The sequence below is a fragment of the Pseudomonas sp. BTN1 genome (genome assembly GCF_001907715.1).
Taxonomy (GTDB): domain Bacteria; phylum Pseudomonadota; class Gammaproteobacteria; order Pseudomonadales; family Pseudomonadaceae; genus Aquipseudomonas; species Aquipseudomonas paracarnis.
Window position 1 is genome coordinate 79,601 of sequence record NZ_MPBM01000027.1, and the last position, 25,077, is coordinate 104,677.

23 protein-coding genes are annotated in these 25,077 nt (G+C 60.7%); 7 read left to right on the forward strand and 16 right to left on the reverse strand.

Features of this window, described 5'->3' with window-relative positions; genetic code table 11:
• Nucleotides 1–16: 16 nt before the first annotated feature.
• The 5 genes from BMH52_RS14250 to BMH52_RS14270 form a co-directional block, all read right to left on the reverse strand.
• A complete protein-coding gene (locus BMH52_RS14250; RefSeq protein WP_060767880.1) occupies nucleotides 17–805 on the reverse strand; it encodes a hypothetical protein in 789 nt (262 codons plus the stop codon).
• Nucleotides 806–1,176: 371 nt separating this feature from the next.
• The gene (gene tcyN, locus BMH52_RS14255) at nucleotides 1,177–1,923 is read right to left on the reverse strand and encodes an L-cystine ABC transporter ATP-binding protein TcyN (protein ID WP_072434715.1); all 747 of its coding nucleotides are present in this window, start codon (nucleotides 1,921–1,923) and stop codon (nucleotides 1,177–1,179) included.
• A 3-nt stretch (nucleotides 1,924–1,926) separates the two neighbouring features.
• On the reverse strand, nucleotides 1,927–2,592 hold the full coding sequence (gene tcyL, locus BMH52_RS14260; RefSeq protein WP_003187646.1) for a cystine ABC transporter permease: 666 nt from the start codon (nucleotides 2,590–2,592) through the stop codon (nucleotides 1,927–1,929).
• Nucleotides 2,592–3,386 carry a cystine ABC transporter substrate-binding protein gene (tcyJ, locus tag BMH52_RS14265; RefSeq protein WP_073844042.1) on the reverse strand — a complete coding sequence of 265 codons (795 nt, stop codon included), beginning with the start codon at nucleotides 3,384–3,386 and terminating at the stop codon, nucleotides 2,592–2,594. The genes tcyL and tcyJ overlap by 1 nt, the downstream gene beginning before the upstream one ends.
• 272 nt (nucleotides 3,387–3,658) lie before the next feature.
• Nucleotides 3,659–4,654: a D-cysteine desulfhydrase gene (locus tag BMH52_RS14270; protein WP_073844044.1), complete on the reverse strand. Its 996-nt coding sequence runs from the start codon at nucleotides 4,652–4,654 to the stop codon at nucleotides 3,659–3,661.
• A 166-nt stretch (nucleotides 4,655–4,820) separates the two neighbouring features.
• Between BMH52_RS14270 and epsC the strand changes: the two genes are divergently transcribed.
• From epsC to mgrA, 3 genes are all read left to right on the forward strand, one after another.
• A complete protein-coding gene (gene epsC / locus BMH52_RS14275) occupies nucleotides 4,821–5,747 on the forward strand; it encodes a serine O-acetyltransferase EpsC (RefSeq protein WP_073844047.1) in 927 nt (308 codons plus the stop codon).
• Nucleotides 5,748–6,146: 399 nt separating this feature from the next.
• Nucleotides 6,147–8,108, forward strand: coding sequence for a choline transporter BetT (gene betT / locus BMH52_RS14280; RefSeq protein WP_169856569.1), 1,962 nt, complete (start codon nucleotides 6,147–6,149; stop codon nucleotides 8,106–8,108).
• A gap of 127 nt (nucleotides 8,109–8,235) precedes the next feature.
• Nucleotides 8,236–9,273, forward strand: coding sequence for an L-glyceraldehyde 3-phosphate reductase (gene mgrA, locus BMH52_RS14285; protein ID WP_073844049.1), 1,038 nt, complete (start codon nucleotides 8,236–8,238; stop codon nucleotides 9,271–9,273).
• Nucleotides 9,274–9,413: 140 nt separating this feature from the next.
• On the opposite strand, the gene tauD is transcribed toward mgrA, so the two are convergent.
• The 7 genes from tauD to BMH52_RS14320 form a co-directional block, all read right to left on the reverse strand.
• Nucleotides 9,414–10,250 (reverse strand): taurine dioxygenase, encoded by an 837-nt coding sequence (gene tauD / locus BMH52_RS14290; RefSeq protein ID WP_020302426.1) that lies wholly within the window; start codon nucleotides 10,248–10,250, stop codon nucleotides 9,414–9,416.
• A 14-nt stretch (nucleotides 10,251–10,264) separates the two neighbouring features.
• Nucleotides 10,265–11,101: a taurine ABC transporter permease TauC gene (gene tauC / locus BMH52_RS14295; RefSeq protein ID WP_014716467.1), complete on the reverse strand. Its 837-nt coding sequence runs from the start codon at nucleotides 11,099–11,101 to the stop codon at nucleotides 10,265–10,267.
• Nucleotides 11,098–11,877, reverse strand: a complete 780-nt coding sequence (tauB, locus tag BMH52_RS14300; protein ID WP_014716468.1) for a taurine ABC transporter ATP-binding subunit — start codon at nucleotides 11,875–11,877, stop codon at nucleotides 11,098–11,100. Before tauB ends, tauC begins: the two co-directional genes overlap by 4 nt.
• A gap of 17 nt (nucleotides 11,878–11,894) precedes the next feature.
• Nucleotides 11,895–12,872 carry a taurine ABC transporter substrate-binding protein gene (tauA, locus tag BMH52_RS14305; RefSeq protein WP_073844051.1) on the reverse strand — a complete coding sequence of 326 codons (978 nt, stop codon included), beginning with the start codon at nucleotides 12,870–12,872 and terminating at the stop codon, nucleotides 11,895–11,897.
• Between the two features lie 244 nt (nucleotides 12,873–13,116).
• Nucleotides 13,117–14,700: a glutamate--cysteine ligase gene (gene gshA, locus BMH52_RS14310; RefSeq protein ID WP_073844053.1), complete on the reverse strand. Its 1,584-nt coding sequence runs from the start codon at nucleotides 14,698–14,700 to the stop codon at nucleotides 13,117–13,119.
• 214 nt (nucleotides 14,701–14,914) lie between these two features.
• Nucleotides 14,915–15,298, reverse strand: a complete 384-nt coding sequence (locus BMH52_RS14315) for a PaaI family thioesterase (RefSeq protein ID WP_014716471.1) — start codon at nucleotides 15,296–15,298, stop codon at nucleotides 14,915–14,917.
• On the reverse strand, nucleotides 15,298–17,622 hold the full coding sequence (locus BMH52_RS14320) for a Tex family protein (RefSeq protein ID WP_014716472.1): 2,325 nt from the start codon (nucleotides 17,620–17,622) through the stop codon (nucleotides 15,298–15,300). The genes BMH52_RS14315 and BMH52_RS14320 overlap by 1 nt, the downstream gene beginning before the upstream one ends.
• A 357-nt stretch (nucleotides 17,623–17,979) precedes the next feature.
• Here BMH52_RS14320 and ompR point away from each other — a divergent pair, with 357 nt between their 5' ends.
• Nucleotides 17,980–18,720 carry a two-component system response regulator OmpR gene (gene ompR / locus BMH52_RS14325; protein ID WP_003187669.1) on the forward strand — a complete coding sequence of 247 codons (741 nt, stop codon included), beginning with the start codon at nucleotides 17,980–17,982 and terminating at the stop codon, nucleotides 18,718–18,720.
• A gap of 117 nt (nucleotides 18,721–18,837) precedes the next feature.
• The gene (locus BMH52_RS14330) at nucleotides 18,838–20,151 is read left to right on the forward strand and encodes an ATP-binding protein (RefSeq protein ID WP_014716473.1); all 1,314 of its coding nucleotides are present in this window, start codon (nucleotides 18,838–18,840) and stop codon (nucleotides 20,149–20,151) included.
• 141 nt (nucleotides 20,152–20,292) lie between these two features.
• Here the strand turns inward: BMH52_RS14330 and rimK are convergent, their stop codons facing one another.
• The 3 genes from rimK to BMH52_RS14345 are packed head-to-tail and all read right to left on the reverse strand — an operon-like array spanning nucleotide 20,293 to nucleotide 22,470.
• Nucleotides 20,293–21,198: a 30S ribosomal protein S6--L-glutamate ligase gene (gene rimK, locus BMH52_RS14335; RefSeq protein WP_003187674.1), complete on the reverse strand. Its 906-nt coding sequence runs from the start codon at nucleotides 21,196–21,198 to the stop codon at nucleotides 20,293–20,295.
• The gene (locus BMH52_RS14340) at nucleotides 21,195–21,644 is read right to left on the reverse strand and encodes an ATP-dependent zinc protease (RefSeq protein ID WP_169856571.1); all 450 of its coding nucleotides are present in this window, start codon (nucleotides 21,642–21,644) and stop codon (nucleotides 21,195–21,197) included. Before BMH52_RS14340 ends, rimK begins: the two co-directional genes overlap by 4 nt.
• A gap of 46 nt (nucleotides 21,645–21,690) precedes the next feature.
• Nucleotides 21,691–22,470, reverse strand: coding sequence for an EAL domain-containing protein (locus tag BMH52_RS14345; protein ID WP_014716474.1), 780 nt, complete (start codon nucleotides 22,468–22,470; stop codon nucleotides 21,691–21,693).
• A gap of 116 nt (nucleotides 22,471–22,586) precedes the next feature.
• Here BMH52_RS14345 and BMH52_RS14350 point away from each other — a divergent pair, with 116 nt between their 5' ends.
• Nucleotides 22,587–22,994, forward strand: a complete 408-nt coding sequence (locus BMH52_RS14350; RefSeq protein ID WP_003236026.1) for an RNA-binding S4 domain-containing protein — start codon at nucleotides 22,587–22,589, stop codon at nucleotides 22,992–22,994.
• A 136-nt stretch (nucleotides 22,995–23,130) separates the two neighbouring features.
• Here BMH52_RS14350 and BMH52_RS14355 read toward each other — a convergent pair whose 3' ends face one another.
• Nucleotides 23,131–23,934 (reverse strand): phosphatase PAP2 family protein, encoded by an 804-nt coding sequence (locus tag BMH52_RS14355; protein ID WP_020302422.1) that lies wholly within the window; start codon nucleotides 23,932–23,934, stop codon nucleotides 23,131–23,133.
• 124 nt (nucleotides 23,935–24,058) lie between these two features.
• Here BMH52_RS14355 and hslO point away from each other — a divergent pair, with 124 nt between their 5' ends.
• A complete protein-coding gene (gene hslO / locus BMH52_RS14360) occupies nucleotides 24,059–24,961 on the forward strand; it encodes an Hsp33 family molecular chaperone HslO (protein ID WP_020302421.1) in 903 nt (300 codons plus the stop codon).
• Nucleotides 24,962–25,077 lie beyond the last annotated feature (116 nt).

Consider the following 25,077-nt stretch of genomic DNA (forward strand, 5'->3'; position numbering starts at 1 on the left):
ATGCATAGAAGGGCTGTCACCCCGGTTCACAGGGTGAACCGAAGCGACGCGGTTGATAGCCTGGCGCGGGCGAGGCTGGGCGGGGCGGTGTGCAGGCGGCGATGCGCAGCGTGCGGGCGGGCGCCCAGCGGGAGTTGTTACCCACGCGATCGAGAATGCAGTAGGTGACCTCCAACCGGCAGTCGTCGCCGGCTTCGACAATCACGTGGGGCGGCACCCACACCTGCACCGCCAGGCCGACGCTTTGAGCCTGAATGCGGGGCAGGTCCAGGCGTACATCGCCCCAGCGCAAGGTGATGGCATCGCCCGTGCTCATGTTCAGGTAAGGCTCGATGGTCAGCGGAATACCGCGCCTTACCTGGCTGCTGTTGACGCCATGGCGGCGGATCGTCTCGGGCAGGTTCACGGGCGCCAGGTTCTGGTTTTCATCGCCGCCTTCAGGGTTCAGGCGCGGCGAAGGCTGACCGCCGGGGTAGTTGGTCTTGACCCGCACCAGGGTCACCGCCGAGCGCATCGGGCCATGGCCGATCTGCAAGACCTGGTAGTGGACGCGTGCCGGTCCGTCCTGCACAAAACTCTGCGGTACGCACAGGTGGGTGCACGTGCCGATCTTGCACGCCGTCACCTTGCGCGAGGCGGCGAAGCAGTTGTTCCAGAAGAGTTCGATCAGGTCGCCTTCTTCCATGCTCGGGTAGGGTGAAATGTCGACTTGCAAGTGGGCGGAGGCCAGGGCGCTGATGCCGTTTCCAATAGCCTGGGGCAGCCTTGGGGCACGGAGCGTGGCCGAGGTTTGAGCGTGTGTCATAAGTAATCTCCTTGGTGCAGCCAGCAGCAATCGTTCCGAAACCTCGACGAACAGGCGCAAGGGGGGTCGAAAGGCACGATTCAGTCAGTAGCCGGGATAGGATCCAATCCTCAAGGCGCTAGATAAGAGGGTTGGCCAGGGAGCGTCAATGGAGGCAAAGGGCTAAACGGTGGGTTTGGCGAGATTCAGACGGGTCTGACGGGGAGGGGGATTTCAAGAGGCAGGCGGCGGGGTCTTTTACGGGGTGAAATGGCGACTCCCTGTAGGGCCTCGCTTATGTGGGAGCTGGCGTGCCTGCGATAGGATCACCCCGGTTGGACTGCTACACCGAGGCGCTTGCATCGCAGGCAAGCCAGCTCCCACACAGAACATCAGTGGGCGAGGAATTTGCTCAGGAACTGCTTGGTACGTTCTTCCCTGGGGTTGGCAAACAGCGCCTTGGCTTCGCCCTGTTCGACGATCACGCCCTTGTCGAAAAAGATCACCCGGTTGGCCACATCACGGGCAAAGCTCATCTCGTGCGTGACGATGACCATGGTGCGGTTTTCTTCGGCCAGGCTGCGAATGGTCGCTAATACTTCACCCACCAGTTCCGGGTCGAGGGCCGAGGTGGGTTCGTCGAACAGGATCACCTCCGGCTCCATGGCCAATGCGCGGGCAATCGCCACACGCTGTTGCTGGCCGCCGGACAGCCGCCGTGGGTAGGACGCTTCCTTGCCTGCCAGGCCGACCCTGGCCAACAGCTTGCGCCCCAGTTCGGCCGCCGCTTCCCGTGGCATCTTCTTGACCACGATGGGGCCTTCGATGACGTTTTCCAGTGCGGTGCGGTGGGGGAACAGGTTGAAGTTCTGGAACACAAAGCCCACATGCTGGCGCAGGCGTCGCACCAGGCCCTGTTGCTGGTTGAGCGGCCTGCTGCTGTCGATCTGGATGTCACCCACCTTGATACGGCCGCTGGTGGGTTCTTCGAGGAAGTTCAGGCAGCGCAGGAAGGTGGTCTTGCCGGAACCACTGGGGCCGATGATGGCGACCACTTCGCCTTCCTTGACCTCCAGGTCGATGCCGTTGAGCACCACCTGACCATTGAATTGTTTGGTCAGTTTTTCAACCACGATCATGCTTCAAGACTCCAGGTCATGCCGGTTGACCCGGTCTTCCAGACGATTTTGCAGATGCGCCAGGATGCTCGCCAGGATCCAGTAGATCAGGGCCGCGGACAGATACATGGTGAAAATTTCGAAGGTACGCGCCGACACCAGTTGGGCCTGGCGGAACAGCTCGGGCACCTGGATGGTGGCGGCCAGCGCCGTGTCCTTGACCAGTGAAATAAAGCTGTTGCCCAAAGGCGGCAACGCCGTGCGCATCGCCTGGGGCAGGATGGCCCGGCGCAACGTCTGCGCACGGGTCATGCCGATACTGGCAGCAGCTTCCCACTGGCCACGCTCGATGGAGGCGATGGCGGCCCGCAGGATTTCACACGCATAGGCAGCCATGTTCAGCGAAAAGCCGATCATGGCAGCAGGGATAGGGTCCAGCTCGATGCCCACTTGCGGCAAGCCGTAGTAGATCAGGAACAGCTGCACCAGCAACGGCGTGCCACGAAAGAACGACACGTAGACCCGGGCCGTCCAACTCAGCAACTTGAAGCGCGAGAGGCGCATCAAGGCCAGGCCGAAGCCCAGCAACAGGCCGAAAAACATCCCGCCGAGGCTGAGGATTACCGTGTAGTACGCGCCCTTGAGCAGAAAGGGCGCGGAGTCCAGCGCGAGTTGGAAACCTGCTTCCATTATTGAGTGACGTCAGCGTTGAAGTACTTCTCGGACAGCGTCTTCAAGGTGCCGTCGGCGCGCAGTTTGTCCAGAGCCTTGTTGACTGCGTCGAGCAATTCAGGCTCGCCTTTGCGCAGGGCGATACCGGATTCCTGACGGGAGAAGGCGTCGCCGGCAGCGGCGGTGTCGGGGGCCTTCTTGGCGTATTCCAGCGCGGCCAGGCGGTCGATCAGGATGGCGTCGATGCGGCCGATGCGCAGGTCCTGGAACTTGGTCGGGTCGTCGTTGTAGGTCTTGATAATAGCTTTAGGCTGGTTGTCCTTGAGCCATTGTTCGTAGTTGGTGCCCAAGCCCACACCCACTTTCTTGCCGGCCAGGTCGTCGGCTTTCTTGATCGAGTCGACGTTCTTTTTCAGCACCAGCGCCTGGATGCCGGACACGGTGTAAGGCTTGGAGAAATCGTATTTTTTCTTACGCTCTTCGGAGATGGTCACCTGGTTGACCACGGCGTCCAGGCGCTTGGATTCCAGCGCGGCAAGGATGCCGTCCCATGGCGTGGCTTGCAGCTTGACCTTGACGCCCAGCTCCTTGGCCAGTGCCTCGGACAATTCCACTTCGAAACCGCTGAGCTTGCCGCTTTCATCGACAAAGCTGAACGGTGGGTAGGTGCCTTCCAGGCCGATCTTGATCTCGCCGGCCTTTTTGATGGTGTTCAACTGCTCGCCGGCAACCGCCTGGCCCAGCCAGCCAGCGCCAAGCGCCAGGCCCAAAGTGCCAACCAACAGCGTGCGACGAAATGCGAAAATAGTCATGGAGAGCCCCTGTGTTTTTATGGTGAGCGAAGCAGGTGACGCGGTAGTCGTATCCTGCCCTAAAGTGCGAAGCGCGTCTTCGCCTTCGGCGCGATGATAAAGCGGGTTTTTAAGTCTTGAAAATAATAAAAATACAATTTAATATTCTTTTTGGAAATATGCGCGGCTTGTGTGGGAGCTGGCTTGCCTGCGATTGCAGTGTGTCAATGCCAAGTTTCTGGCTGACCCACCGCAATCGCAGGCAAGCCAGCTCCCACATCGACCGTATTCAATCAGTTGAAAACTGAGTCATAAGCAAACAATGCCGGCGCGCCACCGGTATGCAGGAAAATGATCGGCCCCTCTTCAAAGCGCTGGTGCCCGATGCCGTCCAGCAAACCGGCCATGGCCTTGCCGGTATACACCGGGTCCAGCAACAGACCTTCCTGGCTGGCCAAAAGTTTGATCGCCGAGAGGGTGCCAGCGTTTGGCTCGCCATAACGCGGCCCGAAATACTCGTCCCACAGGGTGACCTTGAAGGCTTGCGGAATAGCCACGCCGAGCAACTCGGCAGTGCGCTCGGCCAAGCCCTGCACCTTGGGCAATTGCGCTTGCTCGGTACGCGACACCGTGATGCCGATCACCGGCAATTGCGGCAGTGCTTCGCTCAAGGCCAGGGCCAGGCCGCTGTGGGTGCCGGCACTGCCAGAGGCAAGCACCACGGCGGCGAATTCAATGCCGCTGTCTTCAATCTGCGCGGCCAACTCCAGCCCGGCGCGCACGTAGCCCAGCGCGCCGAGTGCATTGGAACCGCCTATAGGCACCAGGTACGGCTTCTTGCCGTTACTGCGCAGGCGGTCGGCGAGGGCGTTGAGTTGGTCGTCGGCGTTGTCGAGGTTTTCCACCAACTCCACTTTGGCGTCGAACAACTCCAGCAGCAGGCGATTGCCGTTGCCCAGGTAGTTGGGGTCGTCGGTGCCGGTAGGATTCTCCAGCAGGGCAACACAGCCGAGGCCGAGCTTGGCAGCCAGCGCGGCGGTCTGGCGCACATGGTTGGACTGGATCGCGCCGGCGGTGACCAAGGTATCGGCGCCCTGGGCGATGGCGTCGGCGGCCAGGTATTCGAGTTTGCGCAGCTTGTTGCCGCCCATGGCCAGCGGCGTGGTGTCATCGCGTTTGACGTAGATGTCCCTGCCCAGCCAAGCCGACAGCCGCTCGAGTTTTTCCAGGGCCGTGGCACTGCCCAGTAGTTCCAGACGGTTAAAACGGTCGAGCTGTTGTTTGATCATGGGTACGCACGGTGGCTGAGTGATGGGGGGACTATAGGCAGGCACTTTTCATCGGGCAACCGTCAATCGCTTATGACGAAAGGTTCTTATGTTCACACCATTGGTTCTTAAGAGCTGCCTGGGTGCATACCGTAAAGTGATGGCCATTTCGTCAGGAGTGAATACCGTGAGTGAGCGTTCCAGTCATTGGCAATTGCAGACCATCGTCAGCCAGCTGCGCGGCGCCCGCGACCAGTGGCGAACGCGCAATGGGCGCTTGAGTGGCGAGCATGGTGGCCGCGAGTTGCCGTCCCGCGAGGCGGTGGCACAGATTCTTGAGGCCTTGTGCGGCGCCCTGTTTCCGATGCGCCTGGGCCCGGCGGACCTGCGCGAAGAAAGCGAAGACTTCTACGTGGGCCACACCCTCGACGTCGCGCTCAACGCCTTGCTCGCCCAGGCGCGCCTGGAGTTACGCTATGCCGCGCGCCAGAGCGGTGAGGACGACAGCGAAGTCAACGCCCACGCCATTCGCCTGATCCAGGATTTCGCCCTGGTGTTGCCATCCTTGCGCAGCCTGCTGGACACCGACGTACTGGCCGCCTACCACGGCGACCCGGCCGCACGCAGTGTGGATGAGGTGCTGTTGTGCTACCCGGGCATCCTGGCGGTGATCCACCATCGCCTGGCCCATCACCTGTACCGTGCCGGCCTGCCGCTGTTGGCGCGGATCAGTGCAGAAATCGCCCACTCGGCCACCGGCATTGATATCCACCCCGGCGCACAGATCGGCCCGAGTTTCTTTATCGATCACGGCACAGGCGTGGTGATTGGCGAGACGGCGATCATCGGCGAGCGCGTGCGCATCTACCAGGCCGTGACACTGGGCGCCAAACGCTTTCCGGCGGATGAAGATGGGCAATTGCAGAAAGGCCACCCGCGTCACCCTATTGTTGAAGATGATGTGGTGATTTACGCCGGGGCGACGATCCTGGGGCGGATCACCATTGGCCAGGGTTCGACCATTGGCGGCAATGTGTGGCTGACCCGCAGCGTGCCGGCCGGGGCGAATATCACCCAGGCGAATTTGCAGCATGATGATGGGGCGCAGAAGTAATACCTGAGCCAAACGCCGGTCAGTGTGGGAGCTGGCTTGCCTGCGATAGCGGTGTATCAGTCAACAGATGGGTGGCTGACCCAGCGCTATCGCAGGCAAGCCAGCTCCCACATTTCGTATGTATTTCACCGTCGGGTTGCTGAACGATTCGTCTCCTCCACGCGTCATACCAATCCCTGAGCTAGTGTAGGAAACACCTACCACTCAGCCTTGCGATTAGTCCCAGACCGCCTATTCATGTTTAACTTGAACGTTCGTTCAAGTTAAACCGGTGGTTCGCTGCCCGCTCACAACAGGAGGCTTACCTTTGCTGAGTCCGTTTTTTACAGCCATATCCCGCAACCTTGAGGTGCATCGTTCATGAGTGCATCGTCCACCCCTTCCAGCGGCATGGTGCGCATGAATGCGCCCGTTTTCTATTTTGCCGCCACCGTCATCCTGCTGTTTGGCATCACGGTCATCGCTATCCCGCAACAGGCCGGTGCCTGGCTGCTGGCGGCGCAAAACTGGGCGGCCAACACGGTCGGCTGGTACTACATGCTGGCGATGACCCTGTATCTGGTCTTCGTGGTGGTCACCGCGCTATCGGGCTACGGCAAGATAAAACTCGGTGCCGACCACGACGAGCCCGAATTCAGTTACCTGTCCTGGGCCGGCATGTTGTTCGCCGCCGGGATCAGCATCACGCTGTTTTTCTTCTGTGTCTCGGAGCCGCTGACGCACCTGGTGCAGCCGCCCCAGGGCGAAGCAATGAACGCCGATGCGGCGCGCCAGGCCATGCAGGTGTTGTTCCTGCACTGGGGCCTGCATGGCTGGGGCGTGTTCGCGTTTGTCGGCATGGCCCTGGCCTATTTCGCCTACCGGCATAACCTGCCGCTGGCATTGCGCTCGGCGCTGTACCCGCTGATCGGCAAGCGCATCAATGGCCCTATCGGTTATGCGGTGGATGGCTTTGGCATCATTGCCACGGTGTTCGGCCTGGGCGCCGACATGGGCTTTGGCGTACTGCACCTCAACTCTGGCCTGGACTACCTGTTTGGCATTGCCCATACCCAGTGGATCCAGGTGGGCCTGATCACCCTGATGATGGGCGCGGCGATCATCGTGGCCGTGGCCGGCGTCGACAAAGGCGTGCGGGTGATGTCCGACATCAACATGCTGCTGGCCTGTGCGCTGCTGCTGTTCGTGTTGTTCGCCGGGCCTACCCAGCACCTGCTCAACACCTTGATCCAGAACATCGGTGACTATCTGGGCGCGTTGCCCACCAAAAGTTTTGATGTGTACGCCTACAACGAGCCGAGCGACTGGCTGGGCGGTTGGACGGTGTTCTACTGGGCCTGGTGGATCGCATGGTCGCCGTTCGTGGGCCTGTTTATCGCGCGCATTTCCCGTGGTCGTACCATCCGCGAATTCGTGTTTGGCGTGCTGCTGATTCCACTGGGCTTCACCCTGGCGTGGATGTCGATCTTCGGTAATAGCGCCATCGACCAGGTGCTCAACCATGGCATGGCTGCACTGGGCCAGTCGGCTATCGATGACCCATCGATGAGCCTCTACCTGCTGCTGGAAACCTACCCGTGGAGCAAGACCGTGATCGCGGTCACGGTGTTCATCAGCTTTGTATTCTTCGTGACCTCGGCTGACTCCGGCACTGTGGTGCTCTCCACCCTCTCGTCCAAAGGCGGCAACGCGGATGAAGACGGGCCGAAGTGGCTGCGTGTGTTCTGGGGCGCGATGACCGCCCTAGTCACCAGTGCGTTGCTGTTCGCTGGCAGTATCGACTCGCTCAAGTCTGCGGTGGTACTGACCTCGCTGCCGTTCTCGCTGATCCTGCTGCTGATGATGTGGGGGCTGCACAAGGCGTTCTACCTGGAGTCGCAAAAGCAGATTGCGCAGTTGCATTCCCTGGCGCCGATATCGGCTTCACGCAAAGGTCGAGGCGGCTGGCGCCAGCGCTTGAGCCAGGCCGTGCATTTTCCGTCGCGTGACGAGGTGTACCGTTTCCTCGACACCACGGTGCGCCCCGCGATTGAAGAAGTGACCGCCGTGTTTGTCGAGAAGGGCCTTACGGTGGTGACCCAGCCCGACCCGTCCAACGACAGCGTCAGCCTCGAAATCGGCCATGGCGAAGAACGTCCGTTCATCTACCAGGTGCAGATGCGTGGCTACTTCACGCCGTCGTTCGCCTTGGGCGGCATCGGTAAGAAAGAGATCAACAACCGCCGCTACTATCGGGCCGAAGTGCACTTGAGTGAGGGCAGCCAGGACTATGACCTGGTGGGCTACACCAAGGAGCAGATCATCAATGACATCCTCGACCAGTACGAGCGCCATCTGCAGTTCTTGCACATGGTGCGCTGATAGCGTTCCTCTCAAGTAGGTCTTTGCTGTAAAAGGAAGAGGCAGACTTAAGCGATTCAGCTGCTTAAAAGGCCCGGGAATATGCCTATTCCCGGGCCTTATTTGCCCTAGATCAAGAGAGGATTCGATGACGTACATTGCTGCCGAAAACCGCTATGAATCTATTCCCTATCGCCGCGTAGGCCGCAGTGGATTGGTGCTACCAGCCCTGTCCCTGGGGTTGTGGCACAACTTTGGCGACAGCACCCCGATCGACACCCAGCGCGCGTTGCTGCGCACGGCGTTCGACCTGGGCATCAACCACTTCGACCTGGCTAACAACTACGGCCCGCCCTATGGCAGCGCCGAGATCAACTTCGGCCGTTTGCTGCGCGAAGACTTCAAGCATTACCGCGACGAATTAATCATTTCCAGCAAAGCCGGTTGGGACATGTGGCCCGGTCCTTACGGCCAGGGTGGTGGTTCGCGCAAATACGTGTTGGCCAGCCTGGACCAGAGCCTGCAACGCCTGGGCGTCGATTATGTGGATATCTTCTATTCGCACCGTTTCGACCCCGATACGCCGCTGGAAGAGACCGCCAGCGCCCTTGCCACCGCCGTGCAGCAAGGCAAGGCGTTGTACATCGGTATCTCGTCTTACTCCGGGGTAAAAACCCGCGAAATAGCGGCGCTGCTCAAAGAGTGGAAAGTGCCGCTGTTGATCCACCAGCCGGCCTATAACCTGCTCAACCGTTGGGTGGAAAAAGACCTGCTGGAGACCACTGAAGAACTCGGCGCCGGGGTGATCGCTTTTACGCCGCTGGCCCAGGGTTTGTTGACCGATAAATACCTTAACGGGGTGCCAGCCGATGCGCGGGTGAACCGTCCGGGTGGTGGCTCGTTGCAGGCCCAGCACCTGTCCGAAGCCAACATCGCCCATGTACGCGGCCTGAATGAAATCGCCAAGCGCCGTGGCCAGAGCCTGGCCCAGTTGGCGTTGGCGTGGACATTACGTGATCCACGGGTAACCAGTGCGCTGATCGGCGCAAGCCGGCCGGAACAGATTATCGAGAACGTCGGGGCGTTGAAGAACTTGAGCTTCAGTGCGCAAGAACTGGCGGAGATTGATCGGTTTGCGCAGGAAGGTGGGATCAACCTGTGGGAAAAACCGTCCACTGCTGAATAACCTTACACCACTGGTTGATCGTTCCCACGCTCTGCGTGGGAATGCAGCCCCGGACGCTCGGCGTCCGCTTTAAAGTCGTGACGCAGAGCGTCACAGGAGGCGTTCCCACGCAGAGCGTGGGAACGATCTGTCGCCAAGCGTTAGAACGGCACATCCCCAAGAATCGTCGCCCGGTGCATCACCCGCCGCTGCGGCCGGTAGTCATCCACGGCGTAATGCTGGGTGACGCGGTTATCCCAGAACGCAACGTCATTTTCCTGCCAGCGCCAGCGGATGGTGAATTCCGGGCGGGTGGCGTGGGCGAACAGCAGCTTGAGAATGGCCTCGCTTTCGGCCGGTTCCAGTTCATTGATTCGGGTGGTGAATCCGTCGCTGACGAACAGCGATTTACGCCCACTCACCGGATGTGTGCGCACGACTGGGTGCGATAGCGGCGGGTTTTTCTTGCGGGTTGCTTCCCAGCGCGCAAGGTCTTCGGCGGTGTTGCCAAAGCGCTCCAGCGGGAACGACTTGGTGAAATCGTGTGTGGCGGTGAGGCCATCGAGCATGCGCTTTAACGGCTCGGACAGTGCCTCATACGCCGCAATGCCACTGGCCCACAATGTATCGCCGCCAAACGCCGGCAGCAGCTTGGCACTGAGCACCGCGCCCAGGGCCGGCGTGGGCAGGAAGGTCACGTCGGTATGCCAAACGGCGTTGTCACGCACGTCGGTGACCGCGGTGTCGAGGATCAGCACTTGCGGCTGTTCCGGCACGTTGGGATAGATCGGATGGATGTGCAGGTCGCCAAAATTGGCCGCGAAGCGTGCCTGTTGCTGCGGGGTGATCGGCTGGTCGCGGAAGAACAGCACCGAATAGTCGAGCAACGCCTGTTCAATGGCGTCGCGCTGTTCAGGGTTCAGCGGCTGGGTGATGTCGACGCCACTGATCTGGGCGCCCAGGGCGGTGCTTAATGGGGTAACGGTCAGGCTGCTCATTGTGGATTCTTCACTCAGTGTGCCTGGCCATGCCAGGGCACTAATTTACGCTGCAGGGCGCGCAGGCCCATTTCCATGGCGAAGGCGATCAGGGCGATCACCAGGATGCCCAGCACCACCACATCGGTGACCAGAAACTGCGCCGCCGACTGCACCATGAAGCCCAGGCCGCTGGTGGCGGCAATCAGCTCGGCGGCGACCAGGGTCGACCAGCCCACACCCAGGCCGATACGCACACCGGTGAGGATGTCGGGCAGGGCGCTGGGCAGGATCACATGGCGAATCAGTTGTGCGCGGGTTGCGCCCAGCGACTGCGCAGCCCTCAGCTTGGCAGGGTCGACGGTGCGCACCCCGGTTGCGGTCGCGATGGCAATCGGGGCGAAAATCGCCAGGTAAATCAGCAGCACCTTGGACAGCTCGCCAATGCCGCACCAGATCACGATCAGCGGCAGGTAGGCCAGCGGCGGAATTGGCCGGTAGAACTCGATCAACGGATCGAAAATGCCTCGGGCAATGCGGTTGGCTCCGATGGCAATCCCCACCGGCACGGCGGTCAGCACCGCAAAGCCCAGGCCCAGGCCGATGCGGCTCAAGCTCGCGCCCAGGTGCTGCCACAAGGTGGAATCCATGTAGCCGGTGGTCGCCAGCAGCCAGCCTTTTTGCAACACTGCCGATGGTGGCGGCAGGAACAGGGGTTCGATCAAACCGGTGGCGGTGACGGCCCACCAGAGGGCGAGCAAGGCCACCAGGGTCAGCACGCTGATCCAGCGCGTGCTCAGGCTGCGGCGTACCGGAATAACGACAGGTGCCACCGCCTTGCTGGCCGTGGCGGGAAGTTCGTAGCTGCTCATGCGTACACCTGCCGTTGGGAGAACACTTTGCCCAGCACATGTTCACGGGTTTCGATAAAGCGCGGGTCGGACTTGATTGCGCGGGCTGATTCACCGGCGGCGTAACGTTGGCCGAAATCCAGCTGCAGGCGTTCGACGATCTGGCCGGGGTTGGGCGCCAGCAGGATCAGGTCCGTGGCCAGAAACACCGCCTCTTCAATGTCATGGGTAATCAGGAATACCGGCTTGGCCGTGCGCCGCCACACTTGCAGCAGCAACTCCTGCATTTGTTCGCGGGTAAAGGCATCCAGCGCGCCGAAGGGTTCGTCCATCAGCAATACGCGAGGGTCGGCCGCCAAGGCGCGGGCCAGGCCGACGCGCTGTTTCTGGCCGCCCGAGAGCTGCCAGATGCGCCGGCTGTCGAAACCGGCCAGGTCCACCAGCGCGAGCATTTCGCGGGCGCGCACTTCGCGCTGCGCCTTGGGCACGCCGGCCAGTTCCAGGCCAAAGGCGACGTTGGCCAGCACGTCCTGCCAGGGCAGCAGGGCGTCGTCCTGGAACACCACGCCGCGCTCGGCGCTGGGACCCTTGACCGGCACGCCATCGAGGGTGATACGCCCGGCAGACGGTTCGACAAAGCCGGCAATCAAGTTCAACAACGACGTCTTGCCACTGCCGGACGGGCCCAGGGCAACCAGCAGTTGCTGGGGCCCAAGCTCCAGTGAAATATCGGACAGTACCGGTTCCGGGGCGCCTGGGTACTGTGCGCTGATGCGCTCCAGTTGTAGCAAGGCCATCGCAGTGAACTCCTGGGTCAGTTGGTAATGAACTTGGCGCTGACGTAAGGGGCGTAGTCGGGCAGCACGGCCTCGACCTTGCCTTGTTCCTTGAGGAACGCAGCGGTGTCGGTGACGGCCTTGGTGGTTGGCGCTCCCAACAGGGTTACCTGGTCGGCGGCCAACGGGTAGACGTTGCCTTGCAGCAGCAACGGGATATCGCTGGCCTTGGCGCCGGAGAGTTTCACCAGTTTGTCGACGTTGCCGGTATCGGCAAGCCAGGCTTGTGGGTCTTTGCGGTAGGCGGCGTAGGCATCCAGAGTGACCTTGGCAAAGGCGGTGACGATCTCTGGGTGCTTCTCGGCAAAATCCTTGCGCACGATCCAGGCATCGAACGTCGGCGCGCCGAACTTGGCCAGTTCGCCGGAGGTGATCAGCACCTTGCCGGTTTCTTTGGCCACGCCCAGGGCCGGGTCCCACACGTAGGTGGCGTCGATATCACCGCGCTTCCAGGCGGCGATGATGGCGGGCGGGGCCAGGTTGAGGATGGTGACTTTGGCCGGGTCGATGTTCCAGTGCTTCAGGGCAGCGAGCAGGCTGTAGTGGCCGGTGGAAACGAAGGGCACAGCGATTTTTTTGCCGATCAGGTCCTGCGGGCTGTTGATCCCCGAGCCGTTACGCGCCACCAAGGCTTCGGCGCCGCCGATCTGGGTGGCGACGAGGAAGGTTTGCACCGGGACTTTGCGGGTTATTGCGGCGGTCAGCGGGCTGGAACCGAGGTAGCCGATTTGCACGTCGCCCGAAGCGATGGCGGCGATGATGTCGGCGCCATTGTCGAATTTGCGCCAGTCGATCTTGGCGTTGGTGGCTTTTTCATAGGCGCCGTCGGCTTGGGCGACTTTGGCCGGGTCCACGGTGGTCTGGTACGCAATGGTCACATCCGCCGCCTGGGCAAACAGGCTGGCACCGGCCAGGGACAATGCGGCCAACAGGCGCAGAGGGGTCAACAGTTTCAAGGGGAAGCTCCTCAATCAGGCGGCCGAGGGTCGGCGTGAGAGGAGACTAAATGATCTAAGAATTCGAAAATAAATAACTTTTTCGAATTAGCTTATGAGGGGAAATGGCGAAGCCTGTTTTCAGGCTGGCAAAAATAATGTGGGCGCTGGCTTGCCTGCGATAGCGGTGTATCTGTCAACAGGTGGGTTGCTGACCCACCGATATCCCAGGCAAGCCAGCTCCCACAGGGGAGCGAGCCTGAGGTTAGTTGCTGATGGCCAGGATGCTTGCCTGGTACGAGCCGACAAACACATCGAAATCGCCCACTTCGTTCTGTTCCAGCTCCGCCTGCTGCGCCAGCGAGGCACGGGCCAGTTCTTCAAAGTGCGCTTGTTCCTCAGGCGCCAAAGGCTCCTTGCGGAAGTACTCGGCATGCACTTCGCTTTGATGCAGAGAGAACTGCGCAAAGCTTTCCTTGCGCTCAGCCATGGCTGCCAACACCTGAGCCGACGGTGTCAGGGACGGGTCCTTGACCTTGGCCAACTGGGCGTCCAGTGCCTCGCTGTGTTCGGTGATGCCGTGGCTCTGATCGAGCAGGGCGGCCAGCGGGCCAATCTTCTCCAGCAACTCGGCCGCCCACTCCTTCATGTCCACCGGCTGGCCGTCACGCTGCAATTGCAGGCCAGGACGGCGACCTTCCTTGACCACGCTGAGGAAGTTGGAGGTGGCGTTGCCGCACTCGTTGTTGGCGAACAGTGGGCTGTCGTTCAGTGCGCAGTACAGCAGGAATGCGTCGAGGAACCGTGATTCCGGCAGATCGATACCCATCGGCAAGAACGGGTTGATGTCCAGGCAGCGTACTTCGATGTACTGGATGCCGCGGGCCATCAACGCCTGGATCGGCCGCTCGCCGGTGTAGGTCACGCGCTTGGGACGGATGTTGGAGTAGTACTCGTTTTCGATCTGCAGGATGTTGGTATTGAGCTGCACCCACTCGCCATCCTTGTGCGTGCCGACTTCAACGTACGGCGCGTAGGGTGTTGCCACCGCTTCGCGCAGGCTGTCGGTGTAGCTGGCCAAGTCGTTGTAGCACGGCGTCAGACCGGCCTGGGCGTTGCTCTGGTAACCCAGGTCGCTCATGCGCAGGCTGGTGGCGTAGGGCAGGTACAGGGTGTCGGCATCCAGGACTTCAAGCTGATGCGAGCGCCCCCGCAGGAAGCCGGCGTCCAGGGCTGGCGAGGCGCCGAACAGGTACATCAACAGCCAGCTGTAGCGACGGAAATTACGGATCAGCGCGATGTAGGCCGTGGACTGATAGTCACGGTCGGTGCCGACAAATCCTTCTGTTTCCTTGAGCAATGGCCACAACTGTTCCGGCAGGGAAAAGTTGTAGTGGATGCCCGCGATGCACTGCATGGTCTTGCCGTAACGCAGGGCCAGGCCCTTGCGGTACACGTACTTGAGCTGGCCGATATTGGAGGTGCCGTAGTAGGCAATCGGAATATCTTCCTCGGCCGGCAACGGGCACGGCATCGAGGGGCTCCACAGGTATTCGCTGCCCAGCTTGGTGTAGGCAAAGCGATGGATCTTGTCCAGGCTGCTCAGGGTATCGGCCGGGTTCGGCAGGGCTGGGGTGATGAACTCCAGCAGCGATTCCGAGTAGTCGGTGGTGATCTGTTCGTTGGTCAACGCGGCGCCCAATGCTTCGGGGTGTGGCGTTTGCGCCAGGCGACCCTCACTGGTGACGCGCAGGCATTCGCGCTCGATGCCGTGCAAGCATTGCTCTAGCAGGGAGAGGTGTTCGCGCTTGCCGAGCAGGGCCAGGCGGCGGTTGAGAAGTTCGCTCAAGTTGGATTCCTTCACGCGTCAGTCGCCCCAATATGGGGGTGGGCAGGACGGTCTACAAGGGTGAAGTGGAAACTGGCGTGATCGCCTGGTTTTGAGTCGATTTGACCCGCTCTGAATTTGCCGACTTCACTCCATGAATTGGGCTACAGCGCAGCGAGAAAATTCCGACGCTGTTATCGCAGCGCCGAAATTAACTCAAATCGGGGGTGGGGAGCTATAGGACAGCGAACGTGCCCTGTGCTTTTGCGACAAGTCTTTCGCCTTGGTACACGTCGGCCTCGACCACCAGGGTGCGGCGACCGGTGTGGATCACCCGGCTGGTGCACAGCACATCACCGTCTTCCACGGCGCGAATATAGTTGATCTTGCATTCGATGGTGGCGCTCTGCTGGTCGAAACCGTGGGCGCTGGAACACGCCAGGCCCATGGTTATATCCACTAGGCTGAAAATCGCCCCGCCATGGAGCTTGCCCGCGCGGTTGCGCAGGTGCGGCTCCAGGGTCAGGGCCACCTCGGCAACGCCCTCTTCCAGGCGTTGCAGGCGGCAGCCGATCAGTTCGCTGAATGCGCTCTGGGTCAAACCGGCCGGAATCTCCATCAACGCTTCTTCAGCTGTTTAGCGTTGGCAAACAGCGACGCCATGGCGTTGTTGCTGGGCGCGGCAGTCGCGGTTTCCTTGCGCGGCGCGTTGTTCTGCGACTGGCGCGGCGCCGAACCGGGGCGAGCACCACGTGCACCGTCGATTTTTTCGCCGGGGGTGTCGCTCATGCGCATCGACAGGCCGACGCGTTTGCGCGGGATGTCGACTTCCATGACCTTGACCTTGACCACGTCACCAGCTTTGACCGCCTCACGTGGGTCCTTGATGAACTTCTCCGAAAGCGCGGAGATGTGCACCAAGCCGTCCTGATGCACGCCGATGTCCACGAATGCGCCGAAGTTGGTCACGTTAGTCACCACGCCTTCGAGGATCATGCCCGGTTGCAGGTCCTTGAGGTCTTCGACGCCGTCCTGGAACTCGGCGGTCTTGAACTCCGGGCGCGGGTCGCGACCCGGTTTCTCCAGTTCTTGCAGGATATCGGTGATAGTCGGCACACCGAAGGTCTCGTCGGTGTACTTCTTGGGGTCCAGGCGCTTGAGGAACGCGGCATCACCGATCAACGAACGGATATCGCGGTCGGTCTCGGCGGCAATGCGTTGCACCAATGGGTAGGCTTCCGGGTGAACCGCAGAGGCGTCCAGCGGGTTGTCACCGTTCATTACGCGTAAGAAACCAGCAGCCTGTTCAAAAGTTTTTTCACCCAGGCGTGCGACTTTTTTCAGTGCAGCACGGGTTTTGAACGCGCCATTTTCGTCGCGATGGCTGACGATGTTCTGCGCCAGGGTGGCGTTGAGGCCGGAGATTCGCGCCAGCAGGGCGACGGACGCGGTGTTCACATCCACGCCCACGGCGTTTACGCAGTCTTCCACCACCGCATCCAGGCCGCGTGCCAGTTTCAGCTGCGACACGTCGTGCTGGTACTGGCCGACGCCGATGGATTTAGGGTCGATCTTCACCAGTTCGGCCAGCGGGTCTTGCAGGCGACGGGCGATGGACACCGCGCCACGGATCGACACATCGAGGTCCGGGAATTCCTTGGAGGCCAGCTCCGACGCCGAGTACACCGAAGCGCCTGCTTCGGAGACCATGACCTTGGTCATCTTCATGGCTGGGTATTTTTTGATCAGCTCGGCGGCCAGCTTGTCGGTTTCGCGGCTGGCGGTGCCGTTGCCGATGGCGATCAGGTCCACCGCATGCTTGGCGCACAGGGCGGCCAGGATCGCGAGGGTCTGGTCCCACTTGTTGTGCGGTACGTGTGGGTACACGGTGGCGTGGTCCAGCAGCTTGCCGGTGGCGTCGACCACCGCGACCTTGCAACCAGTGCGCAGGCCCGGGTCGAGGCCCAGGGTGGCACGCGGGCCGGCCGGTGCGGCCAACAGCAGATCGTGCAGGTTGTGGGCGAACACGTTGATCGCCTCGGTTTCGGCGCCGTCGCGCAGCTCGCCCAGCAGGTCGGTTTCCAGATGGGTGTAAAGCTTGACCTTCCAGGTCCAGCGCACCACTTCGCCGAGCCACTTGTCCGCCGGGCGGTTCTGGTTCTGGATGCCGAATTGTTGACCAATCATGCCTTCGCACGGGTGCATGGTGCCCGGCAACTCGTCACCGACTTTCAACGCGGAGCTGAGAATGCCTTCGTTGCGGCCGCGGAAAATCGCCAGGGCGCGGTGGGACGGCATGCTTTTGAGCGGCTCGTCATGTTCGAAATAGTCGCGGAACTTGGCGCCTTCTTCCTCTTTGCCGGCGATGACGCGGGCGCTGAGGATGGCTTCCTGCTTGAGGTAGGTACGCAGTTTTTCCAGGAGGCTGGCGTTTTCGGCGAAGCGCTCCATCAGGATGTACTTGGCGCCTTCGAGGGCGGCCTTGACGTCGGCGACGCCTTTTTCCGCGTCGATGAAGCGCGCGGCTTCGGTTTCCGGGGTCAACGATGGGTCGTTGAACAAGCCATCGGCCAAATCACCCAGGCCGGCTTCCAGGGCGATCTGGCCCTTTGTACGACGTTTCTGTTTGTACGGCAGGTAAAGGTCTTCGAGGCGGGTTTTGGTGTCGGCGAGCTTGATGTCGCGTTCCAGTTGCGGGGTCAACTTGCCCTGTTCCTCGATGCTGGCGAGAATGCTGATACGCCGTTCGTCGAGTTCTCGCAGGTAGCGCAGGCGCTCTTCCAGGTGACGCAGTTGGGTGTCGTCGAGGCTGCCGGTCACTTCTTTTCGGTAACGGGCGATGAAGGGCACCGTGGAGCCTTCATCCAGTAGAGCGACGGCCGCTTCGACCTGTTGTGGGCGTACACCGAGTTCCTCGGCGATGCGGCTGTTGATGCTGTCCATAAAACCACCTGAAATTCTTAAAATCAGCGCGCCGGCCCGTAAAAACAAGGCTCGGCGAGGCTGGTTGAGCGGCCCGACTGGCGCCGCTGCCTGGGTCAAGAGGCTGGCTATTGACCCTCGAAATCGAAAAAGTCACGACAAGCGGGTAAAAAAAGCCCGGCAGCAAACGGTAACGATCTGACGTTGCCCTGCACGGAGGCGCCGCATTATAACCAGCGTTCCGCCCTTGGGGGCTACTGCGCCGCAGCTTGTAGGGCGCGGGTTCGCTGGCAGTAGATGAAAAATCTGCTAACAATGCACACGGTGCGTATAACGGCAGCTACGCCATAATGCGCGCCGAGATAAGAGGAGCATCCAATGAGCAGCACCGCACAAACTGCTGAAGGCGAAAAAATTCTCATCGTTGATGACGATCCGGGGCTGAGCAGCCTGCTGGAGCGTTTTTTCAACTCCAAGGGCTATCGTGCCCGGGCGGTGCCGAACACCGAGCAGATGGATCGTCTGTTAGGGCGTGAAGTCTTCAACCTGGTCGTACTCGACCTGATGCTGCCCGGCGAAGACGGCCTTACTGCCTGTAAACGCCTGCGCGGTGCTAACAACCAGATCCCGATCATCATGCTCACCGCCAAGGGCGATGAACTGAGCCGTATCAAGGGCCTGGAACTGGGGGCTGATGACTACCTGGCCAAGCCTTTCAACCCCGATGAGCTGATGGCGCGGGTCAAGGCCGTATTGCGTCGCCAGGCACCGGCGGTACCGGGCGCACCGGGCAGCGAAGACGAAAGCGTCACCTTTGGCGATTACGAACTTTCGCTGGCCACCCGTGAGCTCAAGCGCGGTGAAGAAGTGCACATGCTCACCACGGGTGAATTCGCAGTGCTCAAGGCCCTGGTGATGAACGCTCGCCAGCCGCTGACCCGTGACAAACTGATGAACCTGGCCCGTGGCCGGGAATGGGACGCCCTCGAGCGCTCCATCGACGTGCAGATTTCCCGACTGCGCCGGATGATCGAGCCAGACCCGTCCAAGCCGCGGTATATCCAGACGGTGTGGGGTGTGGGTTATGTGTTTGTGCCGGATGGCACCGCAACCAAGTGACCGATGATTTGCAGGGGCGGGTATCCTGGCGTTTGACCCCATGAGGGTCGACGGGATGCCCGGCGTCTGCAATTCTGCGAGCACCGCTCGTTCCTGCAAGGTGTGCAGCTTTCATCTATGAAAACCCCGCTGTGGTTCCCGCAAAGTTTCTTCTCCCGCACCCTCTGGCTGGTGCTTATTGTCGTTCTGTTTTCCAAGGCACTCACGTTGGTTTATCTGCTGATGAACGAAGACGTGCTGGTGGATCGGCAGTACAGCCATGGCGTCGCCCTGACATTGCGTGGTTATTGGGCGGTAGACCCTGAGAACCGCGAAAAGGTAGCCAAGGCATCGACCCTCACTCGAGTTGACGGCGCCGGTGTGCCTGAAGGCGAGCAACATTGGCCCTACAGCGAGATTTACCAGCGCCAGATGCAGGCCGAATTGGGCGCCGATACCGAGGTGCGGCTTCGTATGCATGTTTCGCCTGCGTTGTGGGTGCGAGCGCCAAGCCTGGGGGATGCGTGGATCAAGGTTCCGCTTTATCCGCACCCGCTGCGTGGGCAAAAAATCTGGAACGTGTTGGGTTGGTTCCTGGCCATTGGCTTGCTCTCAACGGCGTCGGCGTGGATCTTCGTCCGCCAGCTCAACCAACCCCTCAAGCGCCTGGTGTTTGCCGCTCGCCAACTGGGCCAGGGGCGTAGTGTGCGCTTGCCGGTCAGCGACACGCCCAGTGAGATGACCGAGGTGTACGGCGCCTTCAACCAGATGGCAGAAGATGTCGAACAGGCCGGGCGCGAACGCGAGTTGATGCTGGCGGGGGTGTCCCATGACTTGCGCACGCCGCTGACGCGATTGCGTTTGTCCCTGGAATTGATGGGTGACCATACCGACCTCACCGATGACATGGTGCGCGACATCGAAGACATGGACGCCATCCTGGACCAGTTCCTGGCGTTCATCCGCGACGGGCGGGATGAGGTGGTCGAGGAGGTCGACCTCACGGAGCTCGTGCGTGAGGTGGTTGCGCCCTATAACCAGAACGGTGAGCAGGTGCGCACGCGCCTGGAGCCGATCCAGCCGTTCGCATTACGCCGGGTGTCGATGAAGCGCCTGCTGAACAACTTGATTGGCAACGCCTTGCACCATGCCGGTTCCGATGTGGAAGTGGCGGCGTACGTTTCTGGCGACAGTGCCGCGCCTTACGTGGTGCTGAGCGTGATGGACCGTGGCACAGGAATCGACCCGGCTGAGCTGGAGGGTATCTTCAACCCCTTCACCCGTGGCGACCGAGCCCGAGGAGGCAAGGGCACCGGGTTGGGGTTGGCGATTGTGCGGCGGATTGCGTCGATGCATGGCGGCAATGTCGAGCTGCGCAACCGGGAAGGCGGCGGGTTGGAGGCGCGGGTGCGGCTGCCGTTGGGGTTGATGCTGCCTAGAGACGCCGTCTAACAAGCAATATGAATGCAAATGTGGGAGCTGGCTTGCCTGCGATGAGGGCGGCACATTCAACATTATTGTTGACTGAGCTATCGCTATCGCAGGCAAGCCAGCTCCCACAGGTGGTTGGCGGCGTGTGACCAATGAGGGCTGTCAGCCCTTTCCCTTGGTCCGAGTCATATTCGGCCCGCCATTCTTTTCCAGATGCTGAATGATGATCCCTGCCACATCCTTACCGGTGGTGGTCTCGATTCCTTCCAGGCCCGGCGATGAGTTTACTTCCATCACCAAGGGGCCATGGTTGGAGCGCAGGATGTCCACACCCGCCACGCTCAGCCCCATCACCTTGGCTGCCCGTAGCGCGGTCATGCGTTCTTCCGGGGTGATCTTGATCAGGCTGGCGCTGCCACCACGGTGAAGGTTGGAGCGGAACTCACCGGGCTTCGCCTGGCGCTTCATCGCCGCAATCACCTTGTCGCCTACCACGAAGCAGCGAATGTCCGCGCCGCCAGCTTCCTTGATGTATTCCTGCACCATGATGTTCTGCTTGAGGCCCATGAACGCCTCAATCACCGACTCCGCTGCCGTTGCTGTTTCACACAGCACCACGCCGATGCCCTGGGTGCCTTCCAGCACCTTGATCACCAGCGGTGCGCCATTGACCATCTCGATCAGGTCGGGAATGTCATCCGGGGAGTGGGCAAAACCGGTGACCGGCAGGCCGATGCCCCGGCGCGACAGCAGTTGCAGGGAGCGCAGCTTGTCCCGCGAGCGTGCAATGGCCACGGATTCATTCAGCGGAAACACCCCCATCATTTCAAACTGGCGCAATACCGCGCAGCCATAGAACGTCACAGAAGCGCCGATACGCGGGATCACTGCATCAAAGCCTTCCAGGGGCTTGCCCCGGTAGTGGATCTGCGGCTTGTGGCTGGCAATGTTCATGTAGGCACGCAACGTGTCGATCACCACCATTTCATGGCCACGTTCAGTGCCGGCCTCGACCAGGCGGCGGGTAGAATACAGACGCGGGTTTCGCGACAGCACAGCAATCTTCATGCAGCACCTGGGGCAGAAATAGTGGAGACCGGGAACACCGGCTTGTCTTGAACGTACTTGAGGCCCGGATTGACCACCAGCTGGCCGTCAATCAGCGCCTTGGAGCCCAGCAGCAGGCGGTAACGCATGGCTTTGCGACAGGCGAGGGTGAACTCCACCCGCCATACCCGATCACCCAGGGCCAGGGTGGTGCTGATCACGTAGCGCACCTGTGCATGGCCGTTGGAGCTCTTGATGGTTTTCATCGTCACCAGGGGCGCTTCACAGCGGCGGTGACGCAGTTGCACCACGCTGCCCAGGTGCGCGGTAAAACGCACCCACTTTTCACCGTCGCGCTCAAAGGGCTCGATATCGGTGGCGTGCAGGCTTGAGGTACTGGCACCGGTGTCGATCTTCGCGCGCAGGCCTGCGACTCCCAAGTCGGGAAGTGCCACCCACTCACGCAGACCCACAACGGTCAAATGGTCAAATGTCTTCAATATGGTTAACCGGTCAATTCGCCCAGGCTTGAGGAGATACCTCAGCCAACGCTTTGAATGCAGGCTTGGCGAACCAGAAGCCCTGCATCAGAAATATTCCGCAGTCGGACAGGAAGTCGCGCTCGCCGGCACTTTCGATGCCTTCGGCGATGACAGTAACCCCCAACTGCTCACAGATTGTGACAATCCCTCGGACGATGACCTGGCGGACACGATCCTGGTCGACATCGCGAATCAGCGCCATGTCGAGCTTGATCAAGTCAGGTTGGAAATCGGCCAGCAGGTTCAGCCCCGAATAGCCCGCGCCGAAATCGTCGATGGCGGTCTTGAAGCCGAATTCGCGGTATTCACGCAGAATATTCGTCAAATGGCGATAGTTATCTACGTGCTCGCTTTCCAGAGTCTCGAAAATCAGCCGGTCCAGCGGGAAATTGTGCGCTCGGGCGGCCTCCAGAGTGCTGCGGATACACAGTTCCGGGCGATATACCGCATTGGGCATGAAGTTGATGGAAAGGTGAGTCTGCATGCCCAGGGCCGCGGCACCGGCGATGGCCTTGGTCCGGCAACGCTGGTCGAAGCGGTAGCGATTGGTTTCGTTGACCTGAGCCAGCACCGACAGCGCGCCTTCTCCCAGGGGACCGCGCACCAAGGCTTCGTTGGCGAAGATCGAATGGTCACGCAGGTCTACGATAGGCTGGTAGGCGAACGCAAAATCGAACCCCAGAGGCTCGCTTTGCTGGCAACCCACGCACCGCTGGTTGGGCGAGGTGAGTGAAAGGGGAAAGTCGGTCACGGCGTATCCTCGCGAAAACAGGGTGCTACCTGGCGTATCTTAGGTGAGCCTTGGGGTTTATGCGTCGAAGGGTTTCAACGGTAAAGTTGCGACATTTTTCAGAGCGAGGAATTCAAGTGGCTCAAAAGCAGGAAGAGGAAGAGAAGGTCCGGCTGGACAAGTGGTTGTGGGCAGCGCGGTTCTATAAGACCCGCGCTCTGGCCAAGGCCGCTATCGAGAGCGGCAAGGTGCATCATCGCGGCGAGCGCTGCAAACCGGGCAAGGAGCCGCGCGTCGGCGACGAGTTTCAGATTCGTACAGGGTTTGATGAAAAAACCATCGTGGTGCAGGCACTTTCCATCGTACGCCGCGGCGCGCCTGAAGCGCAGGCACTGTATGCCGAGACCGAAGCCAGCATCGCTAAGCGCGAAAACGCTGCAGCCATGCGCAAAGCAGGTGCTTCAGGCCTGACCACTGACGGCAAGCCGAGCAAGAAGCAGCGCCGCGATCTATTCAAATTTCGCGGCAGCGGCAATGACGATTGATTGCACGAGTCGCCCATGCACACTCGATCAAATGTGGGAGCGGGCTTGCCCGCGAATACGGTGGGTCAGGCACAGATGCATTGATTGACACCCCGCATTCGCGAGCAAGCCCGCTCCCACTTTTAGCCCTGGGGGGTTACGGAGTTGTGCGCATGACACTCAACCGCCCAATAACGGGCAACTTGCTCAGTAGCCCGAAAAGCGGCGCCGTCATCCGCAACAAAGCGCCCGACACCTTCGCCGCGAACGGCGTGTAATACCCCCAGCCCAACGCCAACAGCGCCAGCAGTACGCCACCGATGTAGTCGTCCTGTCCCCAGTGCGCGCCCGCGACCAGCCGCGGCATCATGAACAGCAGCGCCAGGCCCCAGATCACCAGCACCTGGCCGATGCGCCGGGCGAACACGCTCATGAACATCGCCCAGATCAATAGCACCGAAGCATGGTCGCCGGGGAAGCTCTGGCTCGAGCGGTCCTTCAATTCCCAGGTTTTCTCCAGCCCTGGGAAAAAGTCGCTCATTTGAATCGCGCCGCTGATGACCATCGACGGGCTACTGTGCTGCCAGCCCATGTGCGCCGCGAGTTTGGAGAACAGCATGCGGACAAACAGCAACAGCAGCAGAATGCCGAGGAAGCCAAAAAACGCCTGGCGCACCTGCACGGCCTTGAACACCCAGTCGCCGCGAATCAGCAGTGCCAGCAAAATCACGCCGACCACTGCATCAAACGGCCGCAGGCTGGCCACGGCCCATATATGCAACCAGGTCGAGTTCGTGGCCAATGGGCCATTGAGCAGATGAAACAGCCACTCGTCGAAAATCACACAGAGCATCTGGCCCGTGGGCCACAGCCAAAAACACAGCAGCCCGATAGCGAGTAGATTGCAAAGAGCCCATCGCCGGAGGTTCCAGTTGGCTTGGAACAAACCCGGATTGTTCATAAACTGTCCCTCATCGCTCTATTCAGCTCCTTGAATTCAGGAGAAGTCGCACCAAGATGGTGCTAAAGCGTTTAATTTTATAAACCTTGTAATCATTTTGTCATCACTTCAGATACCCAGACCTATGACTGATCTACCGGATACCGACTTCACCCAACGCTTCATCTTCGATGAGAGCGATGCCCGCGGCGAGATGGTTTCGTTGGAGCTCAGCTATGCCGAAGTCCTTGCCAAACACGCCTATCCGGAGCCGGTCGCGCAATTGCTCGGCGAGTTGATGGCAGCCGCGGCGCTGCTGGTGGGCACCATGAAGTTCGACGGTTTGCTGATCTTGCAGGCTCGTTCCGAAGGGCCAGTGCCCATGTTGATGATCGAGTGCTCGAGCGAGCGCGAGATCCGTGGTCTGGCCCGTTACGAGCCTGACCAGATTGCCGCAGATGCCACCTTGGCCGACCTGATGCCCAATGGCGTCCTGGCACTGACTGTCGACCCGACCGAGGGCCAGCGGTACCAGGGTATTGTCGACCTCGACGGTCAGACCCTGTCGGAATGCTTCACCAACTACTTCGTTATGTCCCAGCAAGTGGGCACCAAGTTCTGGCTTAACGCCGACGGCAAGCGCGCCCGTGGTTTGCTGGTGCAACAACTGCCGGCCGATCGCATCAAGGATGAGGATGATCGTGCCGAAAGCTGGCGGCATATCATCGCCTTGGCCGACACCTTGAAGGCCGAAGAACTGCTGGGCCTGGACAACGAAACCATCCTGCACCGCCTCTACCACGAAGAGGCCGTGCGCCTGTTCGACGCACAGGGCCTGCATTTTCGCTGCAGTTGCTCGCGCGAGCGTTCCGGTAACGCGCTGGTCAGCCTGGGTCTGGAAGATGCGCAAAACCTGGTGGTGGAACATGGCGGCCATATCGAGATCGACTGCCAGTTCTGCAACCAGCGCTACCTGTTCGATGCGGCTGATGTAGCGCAATTGTTCGCTGGAGCAGGCATCGACACCCCTTCCGACACCCGCCACTAAAACGTTTAAGCACAGGTAAATCACCTGACAAACGCCGGATTAGAGGTGTTCTGACGGGAGGGCCCTACTCTTTTTGGGCTTTTCTGGCATAATCCGGCCCACTTTTTTCGCGGTAG